The organism is Staphylococcus sp. HMSC62D11 (genome assembly GCF_001839145.1).
Taxonomy (GTDB): Bacteria; Bacillota; Bacilli; order Staphylococcales; family Staphylococcaceae; genus Staphylococcus; species Staphylococcus lugdunensis.
In genome coordinates this window covers 37,877-56,663 of the sequence record NZ_KV840199.1, presented here as the reverse complement: position 1 = coordinate 56,663, position 18,787 = coordinate 37,877, and the positions used below count along the sequence as shown (strand labels likewise).

At 34.5% G+C, this 18,787-nt stretch carries 15 protein-coding genes; 8 read left to right on the top strand and 7 right to left on the bottom strand.

Annotation, left to right across the window (positions count from 1 at the left end):
* Positions 1 to 282: hypothetical protein (locus HMPREF3267_RS12680; RefSeq protein ID WP_218117571.1), on the top strand; the 282-nt coding region annotated here is incomplete at its 5' end.
* Positions 283 to 440: 158 nt separating this feature from the next.
* Here HMPREF3267_RS12680 and HMPREF3267_RS10515 read toward each other — a convergent pair.
* Positions 441 to 1,202 carry a response regulator transcription factor LytR gene (locus tag HMPREF3267_RS10515; protein ID WP_002460335.1) on the bottom strand — a complete coding sequence of 254 codons (762 nt, stop codon included), beginning with the start codon at positions 1,200 to 1,202 and terminating at the stop codon, positions 441 to 443.
* Entirely contained in the window at positions 1,203 to 2,957 is a 1,755-nt protein-coding gene (locus HMPREF3267_RS10510) for a sensor histidine kinase (protein ID WP_002460334.1), read from the bottom strand.
* Positions 2,958 to 3,264: 307 nt separating this feature from the next.
* Here HMPREF3267_RS10510 and HMPREF3267_RS10505 point away from each other — a divergent pair, with 307 nt between their 5' ends.
* The 4 genes from HMPREF3267_RS10505 to HMPREF3267_RS10490 all read left to right on the top strand — a co-directional run bounded on the left by HMPREF3267_RS10505 (position 3,265) and on the right by HMPREF3267_RS10490 (position 7,276).
* Positions 3,265 to 4,659 (top strand): MFS transporter, encoded by a 1,395-nt coding sequence (locus HMPREF3267_RS10505; protein WP_002478679.1) that lies wholly within the window; start codon positions 3,265 to 3,267, stop codon positions 4,657 to 4,659.
* A gap of 182 nt (positions 4,660 to 4,841) precedes the next feature.
* Positions 4,842 to 5,774: a 2-dehydropantoate 2-reductase gene (locus HMPREF3267_RS10500; protein ID WP_002492820.1), complete on the top strand. Its 933-nt coding sequence runs from the start codon at positions 4,842 to 4,844 to the stop codon at positions 5,772 to 5,774.
* A 180-nt stretch (positions 5,775 to 5,954) separates the two neighbouring features.
* Complete coding sequence (locus tag HMPREF3267_RS10495) at positions 5,955 to 6,221, top strand: GNAT family N-acetyltransferase (protein WP_062078060.1); 267 nt, start codon at positions 5,955 to 5,957, stop codon at positions 6,219 to 6,221.
* Positions 6,222 to 6,424: 203 nt separating this feature from the next.
* Positions 6,425 to 7,276 (top strand): NAD-dependent epimerase/dehydratase family protein, encoded by an 852-nt coding sequence (locus HMPREF3267_RS10490; protein WP_070866803.1) that lies wholly within the window; start codon positions 6,425 to 6,427, stop codon positions 7,274 to 7,276.
* 63 nt (positions 7,277 to 7,339) lie between these two features.
* Here HMPREF3267_RS10490 and yidC read toward each other — a convergent pair whose 3' ends face one another.
* A complete protein-coding gene (yidC, locus tag HMPREF3267_RS10485; protein WP_002492843.1) occupies positions 7,340 to 8,161 on the bottom strand; it encodes a membrane protein insertase YidC in 822 nt (273 codons plus the stop codon).
* A 111-nt stretch (positions 8,162 to 8,272) separates the two neighbouring features.
* Positions 8,273 to 9,784 (bottom strand): serine hydrolase domain-containing protein, encoded by a 1,512-nt coding sequence (locus HMPREF3267_RS10480; protein WP_062078055.1) that lies wholly within the window; start codon positions 9,782 to 9,784, stop codon positions 8,273 to 8,275.
* 281 nt (positions 9,785 to 10,065) lie between these two features.
* Here HMPREF3267_RS10480 and HMPREF3267_RS10475 point away from each other — a divergent pair, with 281 nt between their 5' ends.
* Complete coding sequence (locus HMPREF3267_RS10475) at positions 10,066 to 11,892, top strand: APC family permease (RefSeq protein WP_002460323.1); 1,827 nt, start codon at positions 10,066 to 10,068, stop codon at positions 11,890 to 11,892.
* Between the two features lie 388 nt (positions 11,893 to 12,280).
* Entirely contained in the window at positions 12,281 to 13,225 is a 945-nt protein-coding gene (locus HMPREF3267_RS10470) for a hypothetical protein (RefSeq protein ID WP_002478684.1), read from the top strand.
* Positions 13,226 to 13,284: 59 nt separating this feature from the next.
* Here HMPREF3267_RS10470 and HMPREF3267_RS10465 read toward each other — a convergent pair whose 3' ends face one another.
* Both HMPREF3267_RS10465 and HMPREF3267_RS10460 read right to left on the bottom strand, forming a co-directional pair.
* Complete coding sequence (locus HMPREF3267_RS10465; protein ID WP_002460321.1) at positions 13,285 to 15,348, bottom strand: cation:proton antiporter; 2,064 nt, start codon at positions 15,346 to 15,348, stop codon at positions 13,285 to 13,287.
* A gap of 129 nt (positions 15,349 to 15,477) precedes the next feature.
* Complete coding sequence (locus HMPREF3267_RS10460) at positions 15,478 to 16,836, bottom strand: amino acid permease (protein ID WP_062078053.1); 1,359 nt, start codon at positions 16,834 to 16,836, stop codon at positions 15,478 to 15,480.
* A gap of 252 nt (positions 16,837 to 17,088) precedes the next feature.
* On the opposite strand from HMPREF3267_RS10460, the gene HMPREF3267_RS10455 reads away from it, so the two are divergent.
* Positions 17,089 to 17,904: a metallophosphoesterase gene (locus HMPREF3267_RS10455; protein ID WP_002478687.1), complete on the top strand. Its 816-nt coding sequence runs from the start codon at positions 17,089 to 17,091 to the stop codon at positions 17,902 to 17,904.
* 167 nt (positions 17,905 to 18,071) lie between these two features.
* Here HMPREF3267_RS10455 and HMPREF3267_RS10450 read toward each other — a convergent pair whose 3' ends face one another.
* Entirely contained in the window at positions 18,072 to 18,719 is a 648-nt protein-coding gene (locus HMPREF3267_RS10450) for a C39 family peptidase (RefSeq protein ID WP_002478688.1), read from the bottom strand.
* Positions 18,720 to 18,787 lie beyond the last annotated feature (68 nt).

Below are 18,787 nucleotides of genomic sequence, written 5' to 3'. Positions count from 1 at the left end.
GGGCCCCAGCAAAAAGGCTTTCGAAAAGAAAGCCAACGGATAACGCAAGCTGGGGTGGGGGCCCCAGCAAAAAGGCTTTCGAAAAGAAAGCCGACGGACAACGCAAGCTGGGGTGGGGGCCCCAGCAAAAAGAAATGCAAAACGCATTTCTACGGACAACGCAAGCTGGGGTGGACCCAACAAAGTGAAGTGCATTTCAACGTGATAGAGTCCACTGGTATACCTGCCAATCAAAAAAGTATTGTATATAAAAGAAGCACAAAGAGGATTTTTAATTTCTAATCATCTTTGTGCAATTATTTTGGAATTTATGTCTTATCCTGTTCATAGACTGTAAATCTTCACTAAAACAATGTAAAAATATTAACTAAATTAATCCTGTAAATAAGAAAAAACACGAATCAGCGTCTTGCATTTGATTCGTGTGTTAGATTTATGCTTTAATCTATACCTATTTCTTGTTTAAATGTTTTCATATATGATCGGCTAACTTGTAGCTTGATATCAGACGTCATGGTAAGTTGATAGGTATAATTAAACCAATGTTCTACAGTCTTAATATGCACTTTATTAATAATGGTTGAACGATGTATTTTAAGAAATTGTGTTGTGGGTAATTTCTTTTCATAATAATTGAGCTTTTCAGAAGTTTGGTAATCTTGGTTTACTGAATGAATGGTTGTAATGCCATTATTGACGGTTACGGCTACAATATCTTCTACATTAAGCACATGAATGCGTTCATCCACCTCAATCGGCAGTACGGTTTGCTTCGTATGCGTGTTTATATTTTGATGATTTTGTGGTTCTAATTTATTTTGATCTGCCGCTGAATTTACATACTGTTTGGTGCGGGCAATTTTTTCTATCGTCTGTTCAATGCGTTGTTGCTCGAATGGTTTTAATATATAGTCTGTAGCATTTAACTCAAAGGCTTTAACTGCAAAGGTGTCATGTGCCGTTGCAAAAATAATGTAAGGTGCATGTTGCATCTTTTTTATTTTTTCTGCAAGATCAATACCACTTTCGTCCATGAGATTAATATCTAAAAAGACAGCATCAAAAGACGCATATAGTAAATGTTCTAAAGTCTCTGATATATTTTCAGCTTCTTCCACATGTTTTACTGTTGGAATATTATCTAATAAATAATGTAATTCATTACGTGCTAAAGGTTCATCATCTACGATTAATATGTTCACTTAAATATCCTCCTTTTGTTCATGATAAGGAATCATACAACTGACACGAGTTCCTTTATTTGTAGAAGTAATAGAGAGTTGTGAAGTTGGGCCATATAAGCCGATTAATCGACGATTTAAATTTTCTAAACCACTGCCAGTGCCTGTTTCAGAGTTGACGCTTATTTGACCTAACAATGGTATGCGTTCTTTTGGAATACCTTGACCATTGTCAGTTACAGTTAATTGAATCGCATCGTCGTGTTGACTAGCAGTGACGGTAATATGATTATTTGCTTTTCTATTTTTAAACGCATGTTTAATCGCATTCTCCACTAATATTTGAATAATAAATGGCGGTATCAAAATGTGGTGGTATTGTTTATCGATGTGATAATCGATATGAAATCGATTAGGAAAACGCGCTTGTTCGAGTGACAAATATGCTTCAACTTGTTGCAATTCCTTTTCTAATGTGATGGTATTATTGCGCGCACCTTGTAAATTTGAACGAAAGAATTGGCTTAGTTGTAACAGTAATTTACGTGCTTTTTCACTATCAATGCGTACTAATGCTGATATTGTATTGATAGCATTGAAAAAGAAATGCGGATTAACTTGCGCTTGTAATGATTTAATTTCTGCATCACGTAATAATTTACTTTGTGTTTCTGCTTTACCCAGTTCTAACTGACTTGAAAAAATCTCGGCTAAGCCTCGTGCTAACTGCTTCGTCGAATTTGTAACATCGTGTTTGTCTTTAAAGTAGAATTTTAATGTGCCAACGACATTATGATTGGTATAAAGTGGAATAACAATTGCGGCTTCAAGTGGACAATTGTCATGATTGCAACCAATGCCTTCTTTAGATTCGGCTTCTTTTAATTGTCCACTTCTAATCACTTCTTTGGACAAATTTGTAATGATTTCTTTTTTGGCAATATGATGATCACTTCCTGCGCCCACATGTGTTAAGATATCTTTTTTATTAGTGATTGCTACGGCAGAGACATTCATAAGCGGTAAAATCACCTCTGCCACACGTTTAGCAGAAGCTTCATTAAGCCCTGCTCTAAAATAAGGCAGTGTTTCATTAGCTATTTGTAATACATCGTGAGTTTGAACGGCACGTGCTTGTTCTTCTTGTTTCAATGTGGATAAAATAATACTTAAGAAAATTGCGGTGCCAATACTATTAATTAAAATCATGGGTAAAGATATTAATTGTACGAGTTCAATAGCAGCAGTGGTATCTTCTGAAAATATTAATATACATAGCATTTGAATCGCTTCATTGATAATACCGATAACTGCCCCTTGTAGAACCGTTGGATAACGATGATTTTTAATGGCTAAATGTCCGATAAACCCTGATGTTAAACCTATAATAATAGATGAAATTAAATAGGTGTAGGCATCCGCGCCTCCGATATACATGCGTGATAAACCAGATATGATACCTACAAAAAGGGCAACATATGGACCCCCAATTAATCCGGATGCACCTATCGTTAACACGCGTGTATTTGCCATGGAAGCTTCAGAATTTAAATGATAATAAATATTGCTTGAAATAATTTGACCATCTTTAATTTCAATGCCTGTAAAATTTGAAGTAATCGCAAATAGGCCAAAAATAATTAACAATTGCCACTGTGAACGCCATTTTTCTCGCTCTCCCATCATTGTTTTAAAATGACTTGTGTTCATCAATAAATAAGCAATGATAATAATGAGCCCTACACGTTCTAATAATAAAATAAAAAGGTTGAACATTGTGCCATACTCCCAAAAAAATATTTTCCACTTCTAAATAACTGAAAAGTGTTATATAACAGTATTTTAACAGGTTTTTATGCTCATGTGTTAAACAGTCATTGTTTTGTTAACTGTGGAAAATTGAAAATGAATAGAGTAAAATATTTATCTATAAACATATATTCCGACTATTTAGAGAAATAATAGTTAACATGCTTTTATAATATAATTAAGTATGTAATTCCATTTAAGCTTTAGATATGATAACGTTTTCAATATACAATCATTCATCTCAGTTTGAAATTTTAGGAGGCAATTTTTTATTATGAACACTTCACAAGAATTTAGGGGAGATAATCGACTGCTAGCAGGTATTATTATTGGGGTCCTCACGTTTTGGTTGTTTGCGCAATCAGTAGTGAGTGTTATACCAGCGCTGCAGTCTTCATTTAATGCCAATATAGGGACAATTAACATTGCTGTTAGTTTAACTTCCCTGTTTGCTGGCTTGTTTGTCGTAGGTGCTGGAGACATCGCTGATAAGTTTGGCCGTGTCAAGATGACCTATTTAGGGCTAGCATTAAATATCGTGGGTTCATTATTAATTATTATTGCACCATTTCCTTGGCTACTTATTACAGGACGTGCTTTACAAGGACTTGCTGGAGCATGTATCATGCCTGCAACACTGGCTATTGTTAACACATACTTTTTAGGTAAAGAACGCCAACGTGCATTAAGCTATTGGTCTATTGGATCATGGGGAGGCAGTGGTATTTGTTCTTTATTTGGCGGTTGGGTCGCATCTACAATTGGATGGCACTGGATATTTATTATTTCAATAGCGCTGTCATTTGTTGCATTCTTTTTAATTAAACATACACCGGAAACGAAAGCTGAAACAACAGGCTCAGAAGTTAAAAAATTTGACGTTATTGGACTAATTTTATTAGTGATCACATTGTTAAGTGTCAATGTTGTAGTGACGCAAGCATCAGATAAAGGACTATTCTCACCAATGATTCTCACATTATTTGTTGTGTTCTTTATAGCGGGTTTTGCTTTTCTTATCTATGAAAATAAAGCTGATAATCCATTGGTAGATTTTCATTTATTCAGAAATAAAGGATATAGTGGTGCTACAGTATCAAACTTTATGTTAAATGGCGTTGCTGGTGGTACGATTGTAGTTATTAATACGTTTTATCAACAAAAATTAGGCTTTACATCAGGACAAGCTGGTATGATTTCTATTACTTATTTAATATCAGTATTAATCATGATTCGTGTAGGAGAAAAGATTTTACAAGCACAAGGTGCTAAACGACCATTGTTATTTGGTAGTGCGTTTACATTTATAGGTTTATTATTACTGTCATTAACGTTCTTGCCAGATATATGGTATATCATTTCTAGCGTTGTAGGGTATCTGCTTTTTGGTACTGGACTTGGAATGTATGCGACACCATCAACTGATACGGCAGTTGCCGAAGCACCGGATGAGAAAGTAGGAGTCGCTTCTGGCGTCTACAAAATGGCATCGTCATTAGGGAATGCCTTTGGTGTTGCTATGTCCAGCACAATTTATGGCCTATTTGCATCAGCAATGAATTTACAGTGGGGCGGTGCTGCAGGTGTGCTCTTTAACGCTGGAATTGCAGTATTAGCATTCTTTATGATCTTATTACTTGTACCAAAACGCACCAATATGACACCGTAAAAATATTAGTATGGAGCATTTTTATGAACATCATTGAGGCAACGACTTATAAAATAAGTGTTGTCTCAAAATTTTTAGTCCATTTTATCTAAAAATTAAGAATATTATGTTAATGTTGTTGACGCTAACATAGTTAAGTAGTATTTTAAAATTAATTAAGGTGAAAGAAGGAGCATACAAACATGAAGATAGCAATTGCAGGATCTGGTGCTTTAGGTAGTGGCTTTGGCGCTATGATGTATAAACAAAATTATGATGTGACATTTATTGACGGCTGGGAACCACAAGCGCAAGCTGTCAAACAAGATGGTTTACATATCGATATTAATGGGGAAGCAAATCATTTAAATATCCCAATGTATCACGATACAGAAATTCCTAAAGGTGATCAGTATGATGTCATCTTTCTATTTACTAAATCAATGCAACTAAGTGACATGTTAGAACAGATTAAGCCACATATTCATGAACACACGATTATGGTTTGTACGATGAACGGATTAAAACATGAAGATGTCATCGTTAATTATGTAGATGAAGCACGCATTGTACGTGGTGTGACGGTGTGGACAGCAGGCCTTGAATCACCAGGACATACACATTTAATGGGTGCTGGACCAGTTGAAATTGGTGCATTAATACCTGAAGGACAGGCAAATGTTGATGTTGTTTTTGATATTTTGAAACATTCAGGATTAAATCCATTGAAAAGCGAAAATTTACAACAATCGATTTGGAAAAAGATTTGCGTAAATGGAACAGCAAATGCACTATGTACAGTCTTAGAATGTCGTTTGTCAACATTAAATGCGAGTGAATATGCACTAAATTTAGTTTATAAATTAACGCAAGAAATATTAGCAGTGGCAACCATTGACGGGGTACATTTAAACGTAGATGATATTTATGACTACTTAGTGGATTTAAACCATAAAGTAGGACCACATTTTCCTTCGATGTATCAAGATTTAATCAATAATCAACGTCTTACAGAAATAGATTACATCAATGGGGCGGTTGCACGATTAGGACAGGAACATGGTATCGATGCACCTGTGAACCAATTTGTAACGAACTTAATCCATGCTAAAGAGAGCCAACGACAAGCGAAATAAAATCACTAATGAAAGACTGAGACCAAGCATTATAATTAATTACCAATTGATAATGTGTATGCTCAGTCTTTTTTTACAAAAGGAATAGACGATGGAAGAACTGATATATCGAGTGATAACTAAGAATCCTGTACGATAAGCTATACTGCGTTATCTTTATGATCCATATGATCATACGTCGTGGGTTATTTAGAGAGAGAAACGTTTATCACCATTGCAGTGATTGCCATGCGAAATACGTATTTCTATGAAATTAAAAATATTGCTGTTGACATCAATTACCAGTGCCAAGGGCTTGATAGACGTTTAATGGAACAAAATTTTACTGACTATCGTGGTACGACAATGTATGGTGGTACAAGTGATAGTCCTGTAACACAATCATTTTATCGTAGTCTTGGTTTTAAGTATGTTGAAACAAAGAAAGTTTTTTATTACCAATTATGACTATCCAGTTTGTGATAATGGAGTTCAGCTGTTTGATATGTTACTATTTAAAAATCAACTTTAAAGTATGCATATTACATTATTAATTTTAAAAAATGTTTTTAAACACAATGTGCACATGTGAAATGTAACTAGTGTTAACTTTAATGCTGCAACATATTGTTGAGTGCTACGATGATAAAATAAGGACGAGGTGACGTCATATGGTAAAAATATTTGTAACAGGTGCGACAGGACTAATTGGTACAAAATTAACGCAACGTCTATTAGAAGAAGGGTACGATGTAGCTGGCTTTACGACTTCTGAGCAAGGCAAGCAAAGATTAGAAGCTGCAAATGTTAAAGCATACATTGGAGATATATTAAAAGCTGACACGATTGAAGCAGCGATTGCTGACTTTCAACCCGAAATAATTATTAATCAAATCACAGATTTGAAAAAGGTTGATATGGCAGCAAATACAAAAGTACGTATTGATGGCTCTAAAAATTTAATTGATGCTGCATTAAAACATCATGTGAAAAAAGTCATTGCCCAAAGTATCGCATTTACTTATGAACCTGGAGAAGGTTTAGCTACAGAAGAGACACCATTAGATGATCATTCTACTGGTGATCGTAAAATTACGGTTGAAGGTGTTGAAGGTTTAGAGGAACAAACAGCACGTATGGATAATTATGTAGTTTTACGCTTTGGTTGGTTATATGGTCCAGGAACATGGTATGGCAAGGATGGCATGATTTATAATCAATTTATTGATGGTGAGGTAACATTATCAGATGGTGTGACGTCATTTGTTCATTTAGATGATGCTGTAGAAACTTCTATCCAAGCAAAGTTAATTGCTAACGGTATTTATAATGTTGCAGATGATGAACCGGTCAAAGGTTCTGACTTTGCACAATGGTATAAACAACAACTAAAGGTTAATCCTAAAGTGAATATTACACCTTCAGAGCCATTCGAACGTGGCGTATCAAATGAGAAATTTAAGTCACAAGGTGGCACGCTACAATATAAATCATGGAAAGATGGCATGAATCCAATTCAATAATTAAGCGAGATAATAGAAAGCACGCGCGTCTTCGGTGGAGGACTTGCGTGCTTTTTACATATGTCAGTGTTGTGAAGATGTTTGATCACGTTGGGCGATGTAGTTTTCAAGTTGTATTGCTGCCGCCTGAGCTTGTTTCTTATATCGACGATGGCCAAAATGAGTTTGTACAATTAAGAATGAAGCACTAACAACCCAATAGAGACTAATAGCTGCAGCTGAATGCAGCGAAGCATAAACGATGAATAAAGGAGAAAGCACCATCATAGTATAATAAGTTTTGCGTTGTCCTTTAGGATAATGGATTGCATTGACCAGTGGTTGAATGAAGTAAAGTAAACCAGCTAACAATGCCAACCAAATATCTGGATGCATGAGGTTAAACCATAAAAAATGTGGATGTTGTGCCAATGCATCAGAGGTTGGATGCTTAATGCAAGCTAACAATCCTAAAATGATTGGAATTTGAATAAAGATTGGAAGAGATCCTAAAATACTTTTAAATGGACTAATACCATATTCTTTATATTTAGCTAACAACAATTGATTCGCTTCTTTACGAATCTCTGGCGTTGAAGCTTGGCGCATTTGTGTTTGAATGTCACTTATTTCATCTTGTACGATGGCACGTTTTTCTCGTAATGTATGCATTTGTTTCATTTGATTTAACATTAGCGGTAACAGAATGGAACGAATAATGATGACAATGAGAATAATAGCAATACCATAGCTGTGAAAGAGTTGACCTATGCTGTGTAACAGCCAATCGATAGGTTTAACAAATACATAAAAAAAGAATCCCGTTTGATGTTGTTTTTTTGAATAATTACAGCCAGCTAGTAGCAGTATGCAGCTAAAGAATAAGAGTCGTGTATGTTTATTCATTGCTAAGCTCCTTCAACAAATAATTGTTAAACATAGCATAACACAAAGATTAAAAAAATAACTAAACCTAATTAATTTTTATTTCAAATTAATTAGGTTTAACGATAAAATTTATCTTTTTTTCTTAGAGAATAGCATCGTTACTAATGTGATAGTAGCGCATAAGATAGTGAGCATAACAGACCACAATGCCAGTTTGGCATGCAGTGGTAACCATACCATGATAAAGTCCCAATTGGTGTTGCCCATAACTAAATCTGGTAGCAAATAGATAGCTGTCATGAGACTAATAAAGACAGCCATAATAATTAAAAAGTAACCTAAAAGTTTCCATTGAACATGAATGACAAATGTACCGTGATAGATATTGATTATTCGACGTAACATGTAAAAAGCAATGGCAATTGTGATGAACAGACTTAAAGTGATAATGACGTAAGAAACTAATGAACTTTGATTAATTGCATTTTCAATTGTTGTGTAATTTTTGTTATTTAAAATTTGACTGTTCAAATCTTCAGCTATGTCAGGTGTTTTATCTGAATAGGCATTGGCCAGCACAACAATGCCATAGTTTTTCTTTTTATTTAGCAAGATATACGATGAGAAGTTCTCAAGGGTACCAGGATGATATACAATTGTATTTGCTTCTGAGTCATCAACGAACCAGCCAGTTGCATAACTAGGCGCTTTATTATCGTCTGCCGTTTTAACTTTCGGCTTATGTGAAGACTGAACTAAAGATTGCGTGGCTTGTGTTGGGTTAAGTTGACGGCTCATCCATGATTCTAAATCTCTTGTACTAGATACCATATAAGCGGCTGGGCCATCACCAACATTATATTTAGGATTATCTTTTACGGCTTTGCCATGCTTGATTTCATAACCTTGAGCTGTTGAACCTTTTTTCTCGGTATCACCTTTAACATAGGTTTGATGCATATTGAGTGGTGAGAAAATTTGGTTTTCAAGGTAACTAGAATAAGATTGGCCTGAGACCTTTTGCACAATTAATCCCAAAATGTCGTAATTCATATTTGAATATTCAAATTGATCACCTGGTTTATTATTGAGTTCACGTCCTTTTATGCTATCAACGATACCACTTAGACTATCATTTTTACTGGTAATGGTGTCATTATCTGTAATATCTCCAGGAATGCCACTCGTTTGTGCAATCAACTGATTTATCGTGATATCATCTATTCTCTTATCTTTATATTTCATATAAAAACCAGGAACATATTTAGAAACTTTATCTGATAGATGCAGTTTGCCTTCATTTTCTAATTGTAAAATTGCATAGCCTGTAAAAGCTTTTGTATTTGAAGCAATTTCATAACGTGTTTTCGGTGTGGCTTTTACCTTAGTACTGGTATTTGCATAGCCATATCCTTTATTTAAATAGACTTTATTATCTTTCATAATCAACACAGATAGTCCGGGAATATGTCCACTATCCATTTCACTTGTGATAATTTTATCTATATAATGTTGTGATGACTTAGATAACATCGTTTCTGTCTTCTTCTGATTAATATGGTGATTGATTATCATGGCGATCGTAAGTATAGTGACCACAAAGATGGTTCCGCCTAAAAAGGCAAATATTTTCTTCTTCAACGTGATTTACCCCTAATTTTGCTAAATTATTGCACTCAACTCATTTTAAAACATATGCTCATTATAACAATTTTAATTATAAAACGCGCAATAAAGGGCTCCGTATATTGTTGGCAATTATTTTATAATATAAAAACAATAGTAAAGCAGTTAAATATTTATGGCAATTTGTAACAAATTGGGCAAAAATATTTATTAAATTTCTATGACAGCGGTATACTTTTCTTAGAGATGGGAGTATAGTTTATCCATCGAAACGTAATAAATAAGGAAGAGTAGTTATGTTCAATCAATTTAAAAGACTAATTATTGGCAAACCTAAAAGAAATAGAGAATTAAAGAATGAAAAGATTAGTAAATTTAAAGCATTAGCGATTTTATCTTCGGATGCCTTGTCATCCGTGGCTTATGGTCCAGAACAAATTCTGCTTACCTTGTCTATTGTAGGTGCTGCAGCAGCATGGTATACCTTACCAATTGCAGTTGCAGTGCTTATCTTGTTAGCAGCATTGACACTATCATATAGACAAATCATTTATGCTTACCCTAAAGGTGGCGGTGCCTATATGGTATCGAAATCTAATTTGGGAGAAAAATGGGGCTTACTCGCAGGTGGCTCTTTGCTTGTCGATTATATATTGACGGTAGCGGTAAGTATTTCATCAGGTGCAGATGCACTTGTTGCTGCAATTCCAACACTTTATTCACATAAAGTGTTAATTGCATGTTTATTAGTATTGTTTATTTTATTGTTAAATTTACGTGGTTTAACAGAATCTGCTACGGTGTTATCTTATCCGGTGTATTTATTTATTGTGGGCCTTATTGTGATGATTATTATAGGAACATTTAAAGTAGCTACAGGTCAGGCAGAACCACACATGCAATCAGCTGTAGGAACGGCTGTGCCAGGAGTAAGCTTATTCTTGCTATTAAAAGCATTTTCTTCTGGGGCATCGTCATTAACTGGGGTAGAAGCGATTTCTAATGCTGTAACAAACTTTAAAGAACCAGGACCTAATAACGCAGTTAAAACACTTATCGCTATGGGTAGTATTTTGGGCTTCTTATTAGTGGGCATCGTAGGCTTATCATATTGGTATGGCATTTTACCACAAGAAGAAACAACGGTACTATCACAATTAGCTAAACATGTATTAGGCCAGAATGTGGCATATTATTTTGTACAGGCTACGACAGTAATGATTCTAGTTCTTGCTGCAAATACAGGTTTTACGGCCTTTCCAATGCTAGCTGCAAGCATGGCTAAAGATAAATATATGCCAGTCATGTTTACGGCGAGAGGTGATAGATTAGGTTATTCTAACTCTATCATCGTCTTAGGAGTACTTGCGATTATTTTAATTATCTTATTTGATGGTAAGACTGAAAATCTCATTCCATTATATGCCACAGGTGTATTTATTCCATTTACATTAGCCCAGTTTGGTATGGTCATTAAATGGATAAAGGGTCGAGAAAAAGGATGGGCTGTCAAACTGATTGCGAATGCAGTTGGTGGTACCATTACTTTTGTCGTATTTATGATATTCTTAATTACGAAATTTAATCAGGTTTGGCCAATTCTCATTTTCTTGCCAATCGTCGTTATTGGCTTCTTAAAAATACGAATGCATTATAGAGATATTGCCGAACAATTACGTTCAAATGCGATGATTCAAGACATGCCAATCGTGGATAAAAATTTAGCATTAGTACCGATTAGTAGTATTACATCTGCCGTTGATAAATCTATTTATTACGCGCAAATGATTGCAGATGACGTCATTGCTGTGCATGTGTCATTTGGAGATAAAGATGAAACATGTTTGCAAAATAAATGGAAAGCTCATTTTCCAGATATACGTTTGGTTATTTTACGTTCAGAATATCGTAGTGTGATACGTCCAATATCACGCTTTATTGATAAAATTAATAAAAAAGCTAATGATAAGAACTATGTCATCACCGTGGTTGTACCTCAATTTGTAACTAAAAAGCCATGGCATAACTTTTTACACAATCAAACGAGTATTCGCTTGAAAATGCATTTATTCTATCAAAAAAATGTTATTCTTGCGACGATTCCGTATAAGTTAAAAAAATAATTAAACCCTGTTGTACAGATGATAAAGGTTAGACGGGGATATAAATCCAAAAATAAAAGCATAAAAAGTCTGGGACATCATTATGTTTTAGGCTATGAATGCCATATATTGGCAGTCGTTGACTGGATTGAAAATATGCGTATACCAAGCTTTTTCAATCCGAGTCAATCTTGCCGGGGCGGGACTACGAATTCATAATGAATTCTGTTCCGCTCCTTTTTTAACATGTCATAGAAATTTATGTGCTATACGGATTTCTTTTTTATTTTGCTTAAAATATTAAAAAAGTTATTTAAATAGTAAGTCAACTATTGTAAAATTTAAATATAACATCGTTTTTGAATTGTATGACGCTAGTATTAAATACGAATAGAGAAGAGGAACAAATATGCGTAAAGGTATAGTTATGATTTTACTTGCATTAGGACTTACATTAGCTGGTTGCTCACACCATGATAATGATAACAAAGAGTCATCAACCAAATCGGATAAATCATCTAAAACAGATACTGAAACAGTTAAAATTAAAGATGACGATAAGATGACTGACAAAGAAAAAGAATATAAAGAATTAGAAAAGAAAGCAAGTAAAAAAGAAAAAGTAGACATCATGGGCAAGTTGGATCCACTTGTTACTGAAAAGTCATTAACAAATAAAACAGGTATGCAAGGTTGGAAAGATTATAAAGAACTTATGAAAAAGGTTGAAATTGCAGATTATAACTATGTTAAAGAATCAAAAGGGGCATCTATGAAAGAAGTTGATGACTTCTTTAAAGATAAAAAAGGTGTTAAACGTAAAGAAATAAAAAATCCAGGTGGTCTGAAACAAATTGACTATTGGTATGTTGATCCAAGTGGTAAGAAAATAGGAAAGAGCAATATCCCAGAGTTTTATGCTGAGATTTTAACTAAATATAAAGATGGTAAACTCGTTTATGCGTCAATCGAACCAGGATTCTATACAGCTGATTTTGCAAAAGCTTTAGATGGTGACAAAATGAAAGACATTAAAACATTAAATCAATTGGTAGCTCCTAAACCAGTGTCTTACGGTATAGGACAAATGAAATATTCTGGTATTCCATTAGTCAATGTATCAGTCATCGCTAAAGCACCAGCGAAAAAGAAAGAAGATCAAGTGCCAGTACTTGCTTTCTATACTTTCTCACCGTTTAATTATAATAGTGATAAAGAACCACAAGTTGCTTATTTAAGTGGTATTGAATTTATGAGTGGTTCTAGGGATTTTGGTAACAGTAATTATCTATCTATGATGAAATTCATTAAAGAGCAAAAAGAAGTATTAGACCAAGGTGTACATGATTCTTAAATTCATTAAAAAGGTACGACTTCCATAGTTAAGGAGGTCGTACCTTTATATTTGTACAATTAATGTGTTGATTCACTGGCTAACACAATTTCATTATAGTTGATATTTTCACGAATTTGCTTCGCGATATCATTCGTTATTTTATTGTTGGCAATCAGTTTATCGAGTACGTCACGTTGTGTATATAGTGCTTGTAATTTTAATGATTGTTGGGTTTCATTGCTAACAATTAATTCGTTTTTTTGGCGTGCTTTTATTTTTGAAGCACTTTGACGTAAGGTTTGAGTAAGGTTCGTATAGCGATTAATGACCAAGCTTACTTCAAGTACGTTACCACTATGTTGTTCTTCACGCATTTTTAAGATGATATTATGGTTGACGATACGCATAATTTTTTGCACATGCTTAAAGCCATCTTGATATTTTTGACGTATATCATTACGCTCAGATTTGTCACTGCTTTTAAGTGCTTTAAGGCGTAGATAGAATAATTTGATAAAGCGTGAGAGCTTTTTGATGAAAGATGCTTCTCTAAAAAATTGAGAATATTCAATTACACCTCGATAATTCGAAATATCTTGCTTAGTGATACTTCCTTTAGCAATTAAACGTTCTAACGTTTCTGTCTCTATTTTTTCTGCAATATCTTCTAAACGGCGCAATTCCTTTGTATTTTTATTATCAGGCTCTATATTTAATAAGAAAGATAATTCATTAAAGTATTGGTTTAAAATTGGTCGATAGTCAATGTCTGGCTGTGAGGTTGACTTTTCTTTAAAAGAGTCAATGACTTGCTGTACAATGAAAATCTTTGCCGATTGATAGCTCATTCCTTGGAAATCTGTCTCATGTGCTGATGGTGTGATGAGCGGCAGTATAATTTGCGCTAAGATCAGGCTAATTAACACCATTAAGGCTGCGATAAATAATAAATCATTACGATATTCAAAATGTTGCTGTTGACCTACTAATTCTGGAAGTGTTAAAGCCATTGATAATGAAATGGTACCGTGAATACCGCACATCGTCATGATAAATGCATAACGACTACGTGTTGGAATAGAACCACTGTCATCATCCAAATAAGACTGCACATTTTTAGGGGCATAAAAGTCCTTAAACCAAATATACACCCATATATAACGAAAAACATAAATGGCTACGGCAATACTAAGCGTAATGCCAATTAAAAACATAATATTTTCTGGCTCTACGCGAATAATTTCATCCACAACTTCAGGAACGATAAAGCCAAGTACTACGAAAACGAAGCCATTTAATGCATAACTCAGTGTAGTCCAAATCTGGTTGTAGTTCATTTGTAATTCCGTTTGGGCACGAATGAGACGGTCACGCTCTAAGCCATGAATGAGACCAGCAATGACGACGGCAATAATTCCAGATGCATGTAGTTCTTCGGCAATAAAATAAACAACAAAAGGTGTCAAAAGTTGGATAAATGTTAATGTATTGTTATCTTTTAAACCTTTATTTGCTGTAAGATAAATACGTAAACGAACTACCAAAGTGCCAATGATAATGCCAATTAAAATACCTAAAATAGTGGACACAATAAATTGTCCTATGGCATGAAAGGCAGAAAATGACCCTGTAACTAAGGCTGTTACTGCAATTTTAAAGGAAATGATACCTGCAGCATCATTGAGTAATGATTCGCCTTCTAAGATAGCCATTGAGCCTTTGGGTAACATTTTTCCTTTTGTAATAGCGGATACTGCTACAGCGTCAGTCGGACATAAAATCGCTGCAATAGCAAAAGCTGCTGGCATAGGTAAATCAGGCCAAATCCAATGAATAAAATAGCCGACACCAATAACTGTTGCGAATACTAACGCCATGGCCATTAAGACGATGGGCTTTTTGTACTCCATCAGCTTTGTACGCGACACGTGAGTGCCTTCAACAAATAATAACGGTGCAATGACCGCAAACATGAAGACTTCAGAATCAAATTTAAAGTGAATCGGAATGGGGAGTATGAATAAACAGACACCCAAGGCGATTTGTATAAATGCAGCAGGAATTTTAGGAAAGCGATTATAAATAATCGAACTGATAATCACTGCAGTAATAAATAATAAGAAAGCTTCAAGTAATTCCATAACGCACTCCTTCTAGTATAGATAATATAGTTATTTTATCATGAAGTACCTAGAATGAAATAAAGAAGTGTTAAAAAGTATCCCTCAGTCACGATATTAAAGTGATTGAGGGATGAATATTTTTGATATTTATTCTTTAATCTTTGTTGCAAGGCGACGCCGATAGAAAAGAAATAAAAAGATAAACCAAATTGGTGAGATAAATAGAGCCATTCTTGTTTCTTTACTAAAGAATAATAAAATGAAAATCAAAGCAAAGACACCTAAAATAACATAGGCCATCCACTGTCCGCCTAATAATTTAAATGTATTTTGTTTATGTTGTTGGGGATGCTGACGTACATATTTGATATAAGACACAACAATCATGGACCATACCACTATAAAGAGCACAGTAGATAGCGTTGTTACATAGATAAATAATTGTATCGCGTTAGGAAATATATAATTGAGTAATACGGCTACTAATAAGATGACTGACGATATTAGCATGGCAATAAAAGGAACACCATGATGATTTGTTTTTGTTAACGGTTGAGGGCCTAAGCCTCTTTTAGCCAATCCAAATAAAATACGACTATTGGAATAGATGCCACTATTTGTTGCAGAAGCGGCAGCAGTTAACACAACGAAATTGACAATACCAGCCGCAAATGGAATACCGATTAATTTAAACATTGTTACGAAAGGACTACTGTTTGTACCAATTTTATCCCATGGAATCACAGACATGATGACCAGTAAACTACCAATATAAAATAATAATATGCGAACAGGTACATTATTAATAGCCTGTGGAATCGTTTTTTCTGGATGCTTCGTTTCCCCAGCAGTGACACCAATTAATTCGATACCAACAAATGAGTATAGTGCAATTTGAAATGACATTAAAAAGCCAAATGAACCATGAGGAAACAGCCCTTGATACTGTGCCAAATTAGTAAAAGAAGCTTGTCCATAATAAGTGTGTATTCCAAATAAAATAATCACCAAACCTATAAGGATAATGGCGACAATTGTTATAATTTTAATAATCGCGAACCAAAACTCGATTTCCCCAAATAATTTCGCCCCTAATAAATTAAATAAAGTTAGCATAAATACGATAGATAAAACCGTAATCCAGTGGGGAAAATTGGGAAACCAAAAGCTAAAATACTGTCCCATAGCTGTCAAGTCTGACATGCTGGAAATAATCCAACTAATCCAATACGTCCATCCAATTACAAAGCCGCCAAAAGGACCGAGAAAGTCATTGGCAATGTCTACAAAGGAATTGTATTGCGTATTACTTAGCAACAACTCTCCTAAAGCACGCATAAAAGCAAATAACACCATGCCAATAATCATATATGCCAATAATATGGAAGGGCCAGTTAACGAAATGGTTTGGCCTGAACCTAAAAAGAGACCAGTGCCAATAGCGCCACCAATGGCTATTAATTGGATATGACGATTGCTTAATTCTCTTTGTAATTGCTGTGCCATAAAGTCATCCTCCATATAAACGATAAGCTTGTCGAAATCATAGCTAAATATGCTATTTAAACTTTGAGGTCAAATATTTTTTATAGGTCATAATAATGTATATTTATGTGTAATTATGATGAAATATGGTTTTATTATACAGTTAATTATAGAAATTACAATTATCTTTAGGTATATGTAAGTTTCAAAATTTTAAAATGTGTAGTGCTTGTGACATAATGATTATAAGTAACAAGCAAAGTAGGAAGTTTTATGAAAATAGGCACTATTTCAGATTTACATATCGATCGACATACTTATATAAATAGTGAAGGTTACATGCAGGCTTTGGTTGACTGTGCCATCAAGCGGCAATTGGATTTATTAATTATAGCCGGAGATATTTCTAACAATTATCAAATGACGTGTGCGTTTATCTCTCAAGTTAAAGCCCAAATAAATATTCCTGTGCTATTTGTACCTGGCAATCATGACTATTGGTCAGATCAATTAGATCATAGCTCAACTGATATTGTCACATCTTTTCGTCAACAACCAGAGTGTCTCATGACACAGCCTTATATTATCAATGACAATTGGGCAATTATAGGCTCAACGGCTTGGTATGATTATAGCTATGCACATGAACGTTTTTCAGAAGAACAGTTACAAAGCGGCAAGCATTATGGGGCGACCTGGCAAGACAAAGTCCGTATTGATTGGACAGTGGATGATCGGCAATTATCAAAACAGTTTGCTGATGAATTACGAGCGCATGCTTCACAAGTAGCACCAAGAAAACTTATTATAGTAACGCATATTGTGACTCACCCTGCATTTATGGTTCCGACACCACATCGTCTATTTGATTTTTTTAATGCTTATATTGGGACGACAGACATTGACAGTATCTATCAGGATTATCCTGTACGTTATAGCATTATGGGGCATGTGCATTTTAGAAAAGAACTGACAGAAAATGGCATAACGTATCTTTGCCCATGTCTTGGCTATCAACGGCAATGGCGAACGGATGATATCATATCAGAAGTCAATCATGCATTAATGGATTTTACAATTAATGATTAACAAGAAACATAGGTTGCTAAATGATTAAAAATGATAAGTATCATACATTAATTACATGGTAAGAGGTTCTAAAAACGAATTAAAATAAGAGAGCGAATATAAATGAAATACTTATAGACAAATACAAACAGAGCATGCTCTGTTTGTATTTAATATGCATTTCGAAGTTACCTATTACTTGAGAGGTTATTAGGTTGTTCACTGTTAGGATTGATATAAATGCATTTTTGACCAGGTGCATTATAACTCGTAGCCATTTTTTGTTTACTAATTTTAATGATTTGAAATTTATTTGGTAATATAGCTGGAAAGACAATTTTCCAACCTAGGTGACTCCATAATGGATCTATGTAGTAATAATGGGTATCGTCGTAGCCAATTAATAATGTCACATGAATATTTGCGACGGTCGGCGTAGGTTTTTGATCGAAATGATAGATTTTGTGTAATGGCTTTTGTCCTAAACTTGTGTGATAAATAATGACAGGTTGGCCTTGATCAATAATCTGTTCAAGTTCGGATAATGCATGTCCTGTACCATTGCTGACGCGTGCATCAAATTGTTGAAGATGTGGGACAAACGCTTCAGGAAAAATCGTTTGGTGATGTCCAAACTTAATAAATAATTGATGACCAACATAACCTTTATACGGATTATTTTTATGTGTCGGCCAGTTTTTCATAATATCTGTGGCTTTCGTAGTATGATGATTATATTGCAGCAACATTGCTGCAGAAACGCCTTCGCATCCCATAACTAAGGGTAAAGGGAAAAGTTGGCTGATTGGTTTAACGTTTAAGATTGTTTTACTCATGACATCGTTCTCCTCGGTACGTGTAAACACACTGTCCAAAAATAATACAACTTATTATATAACGCAAT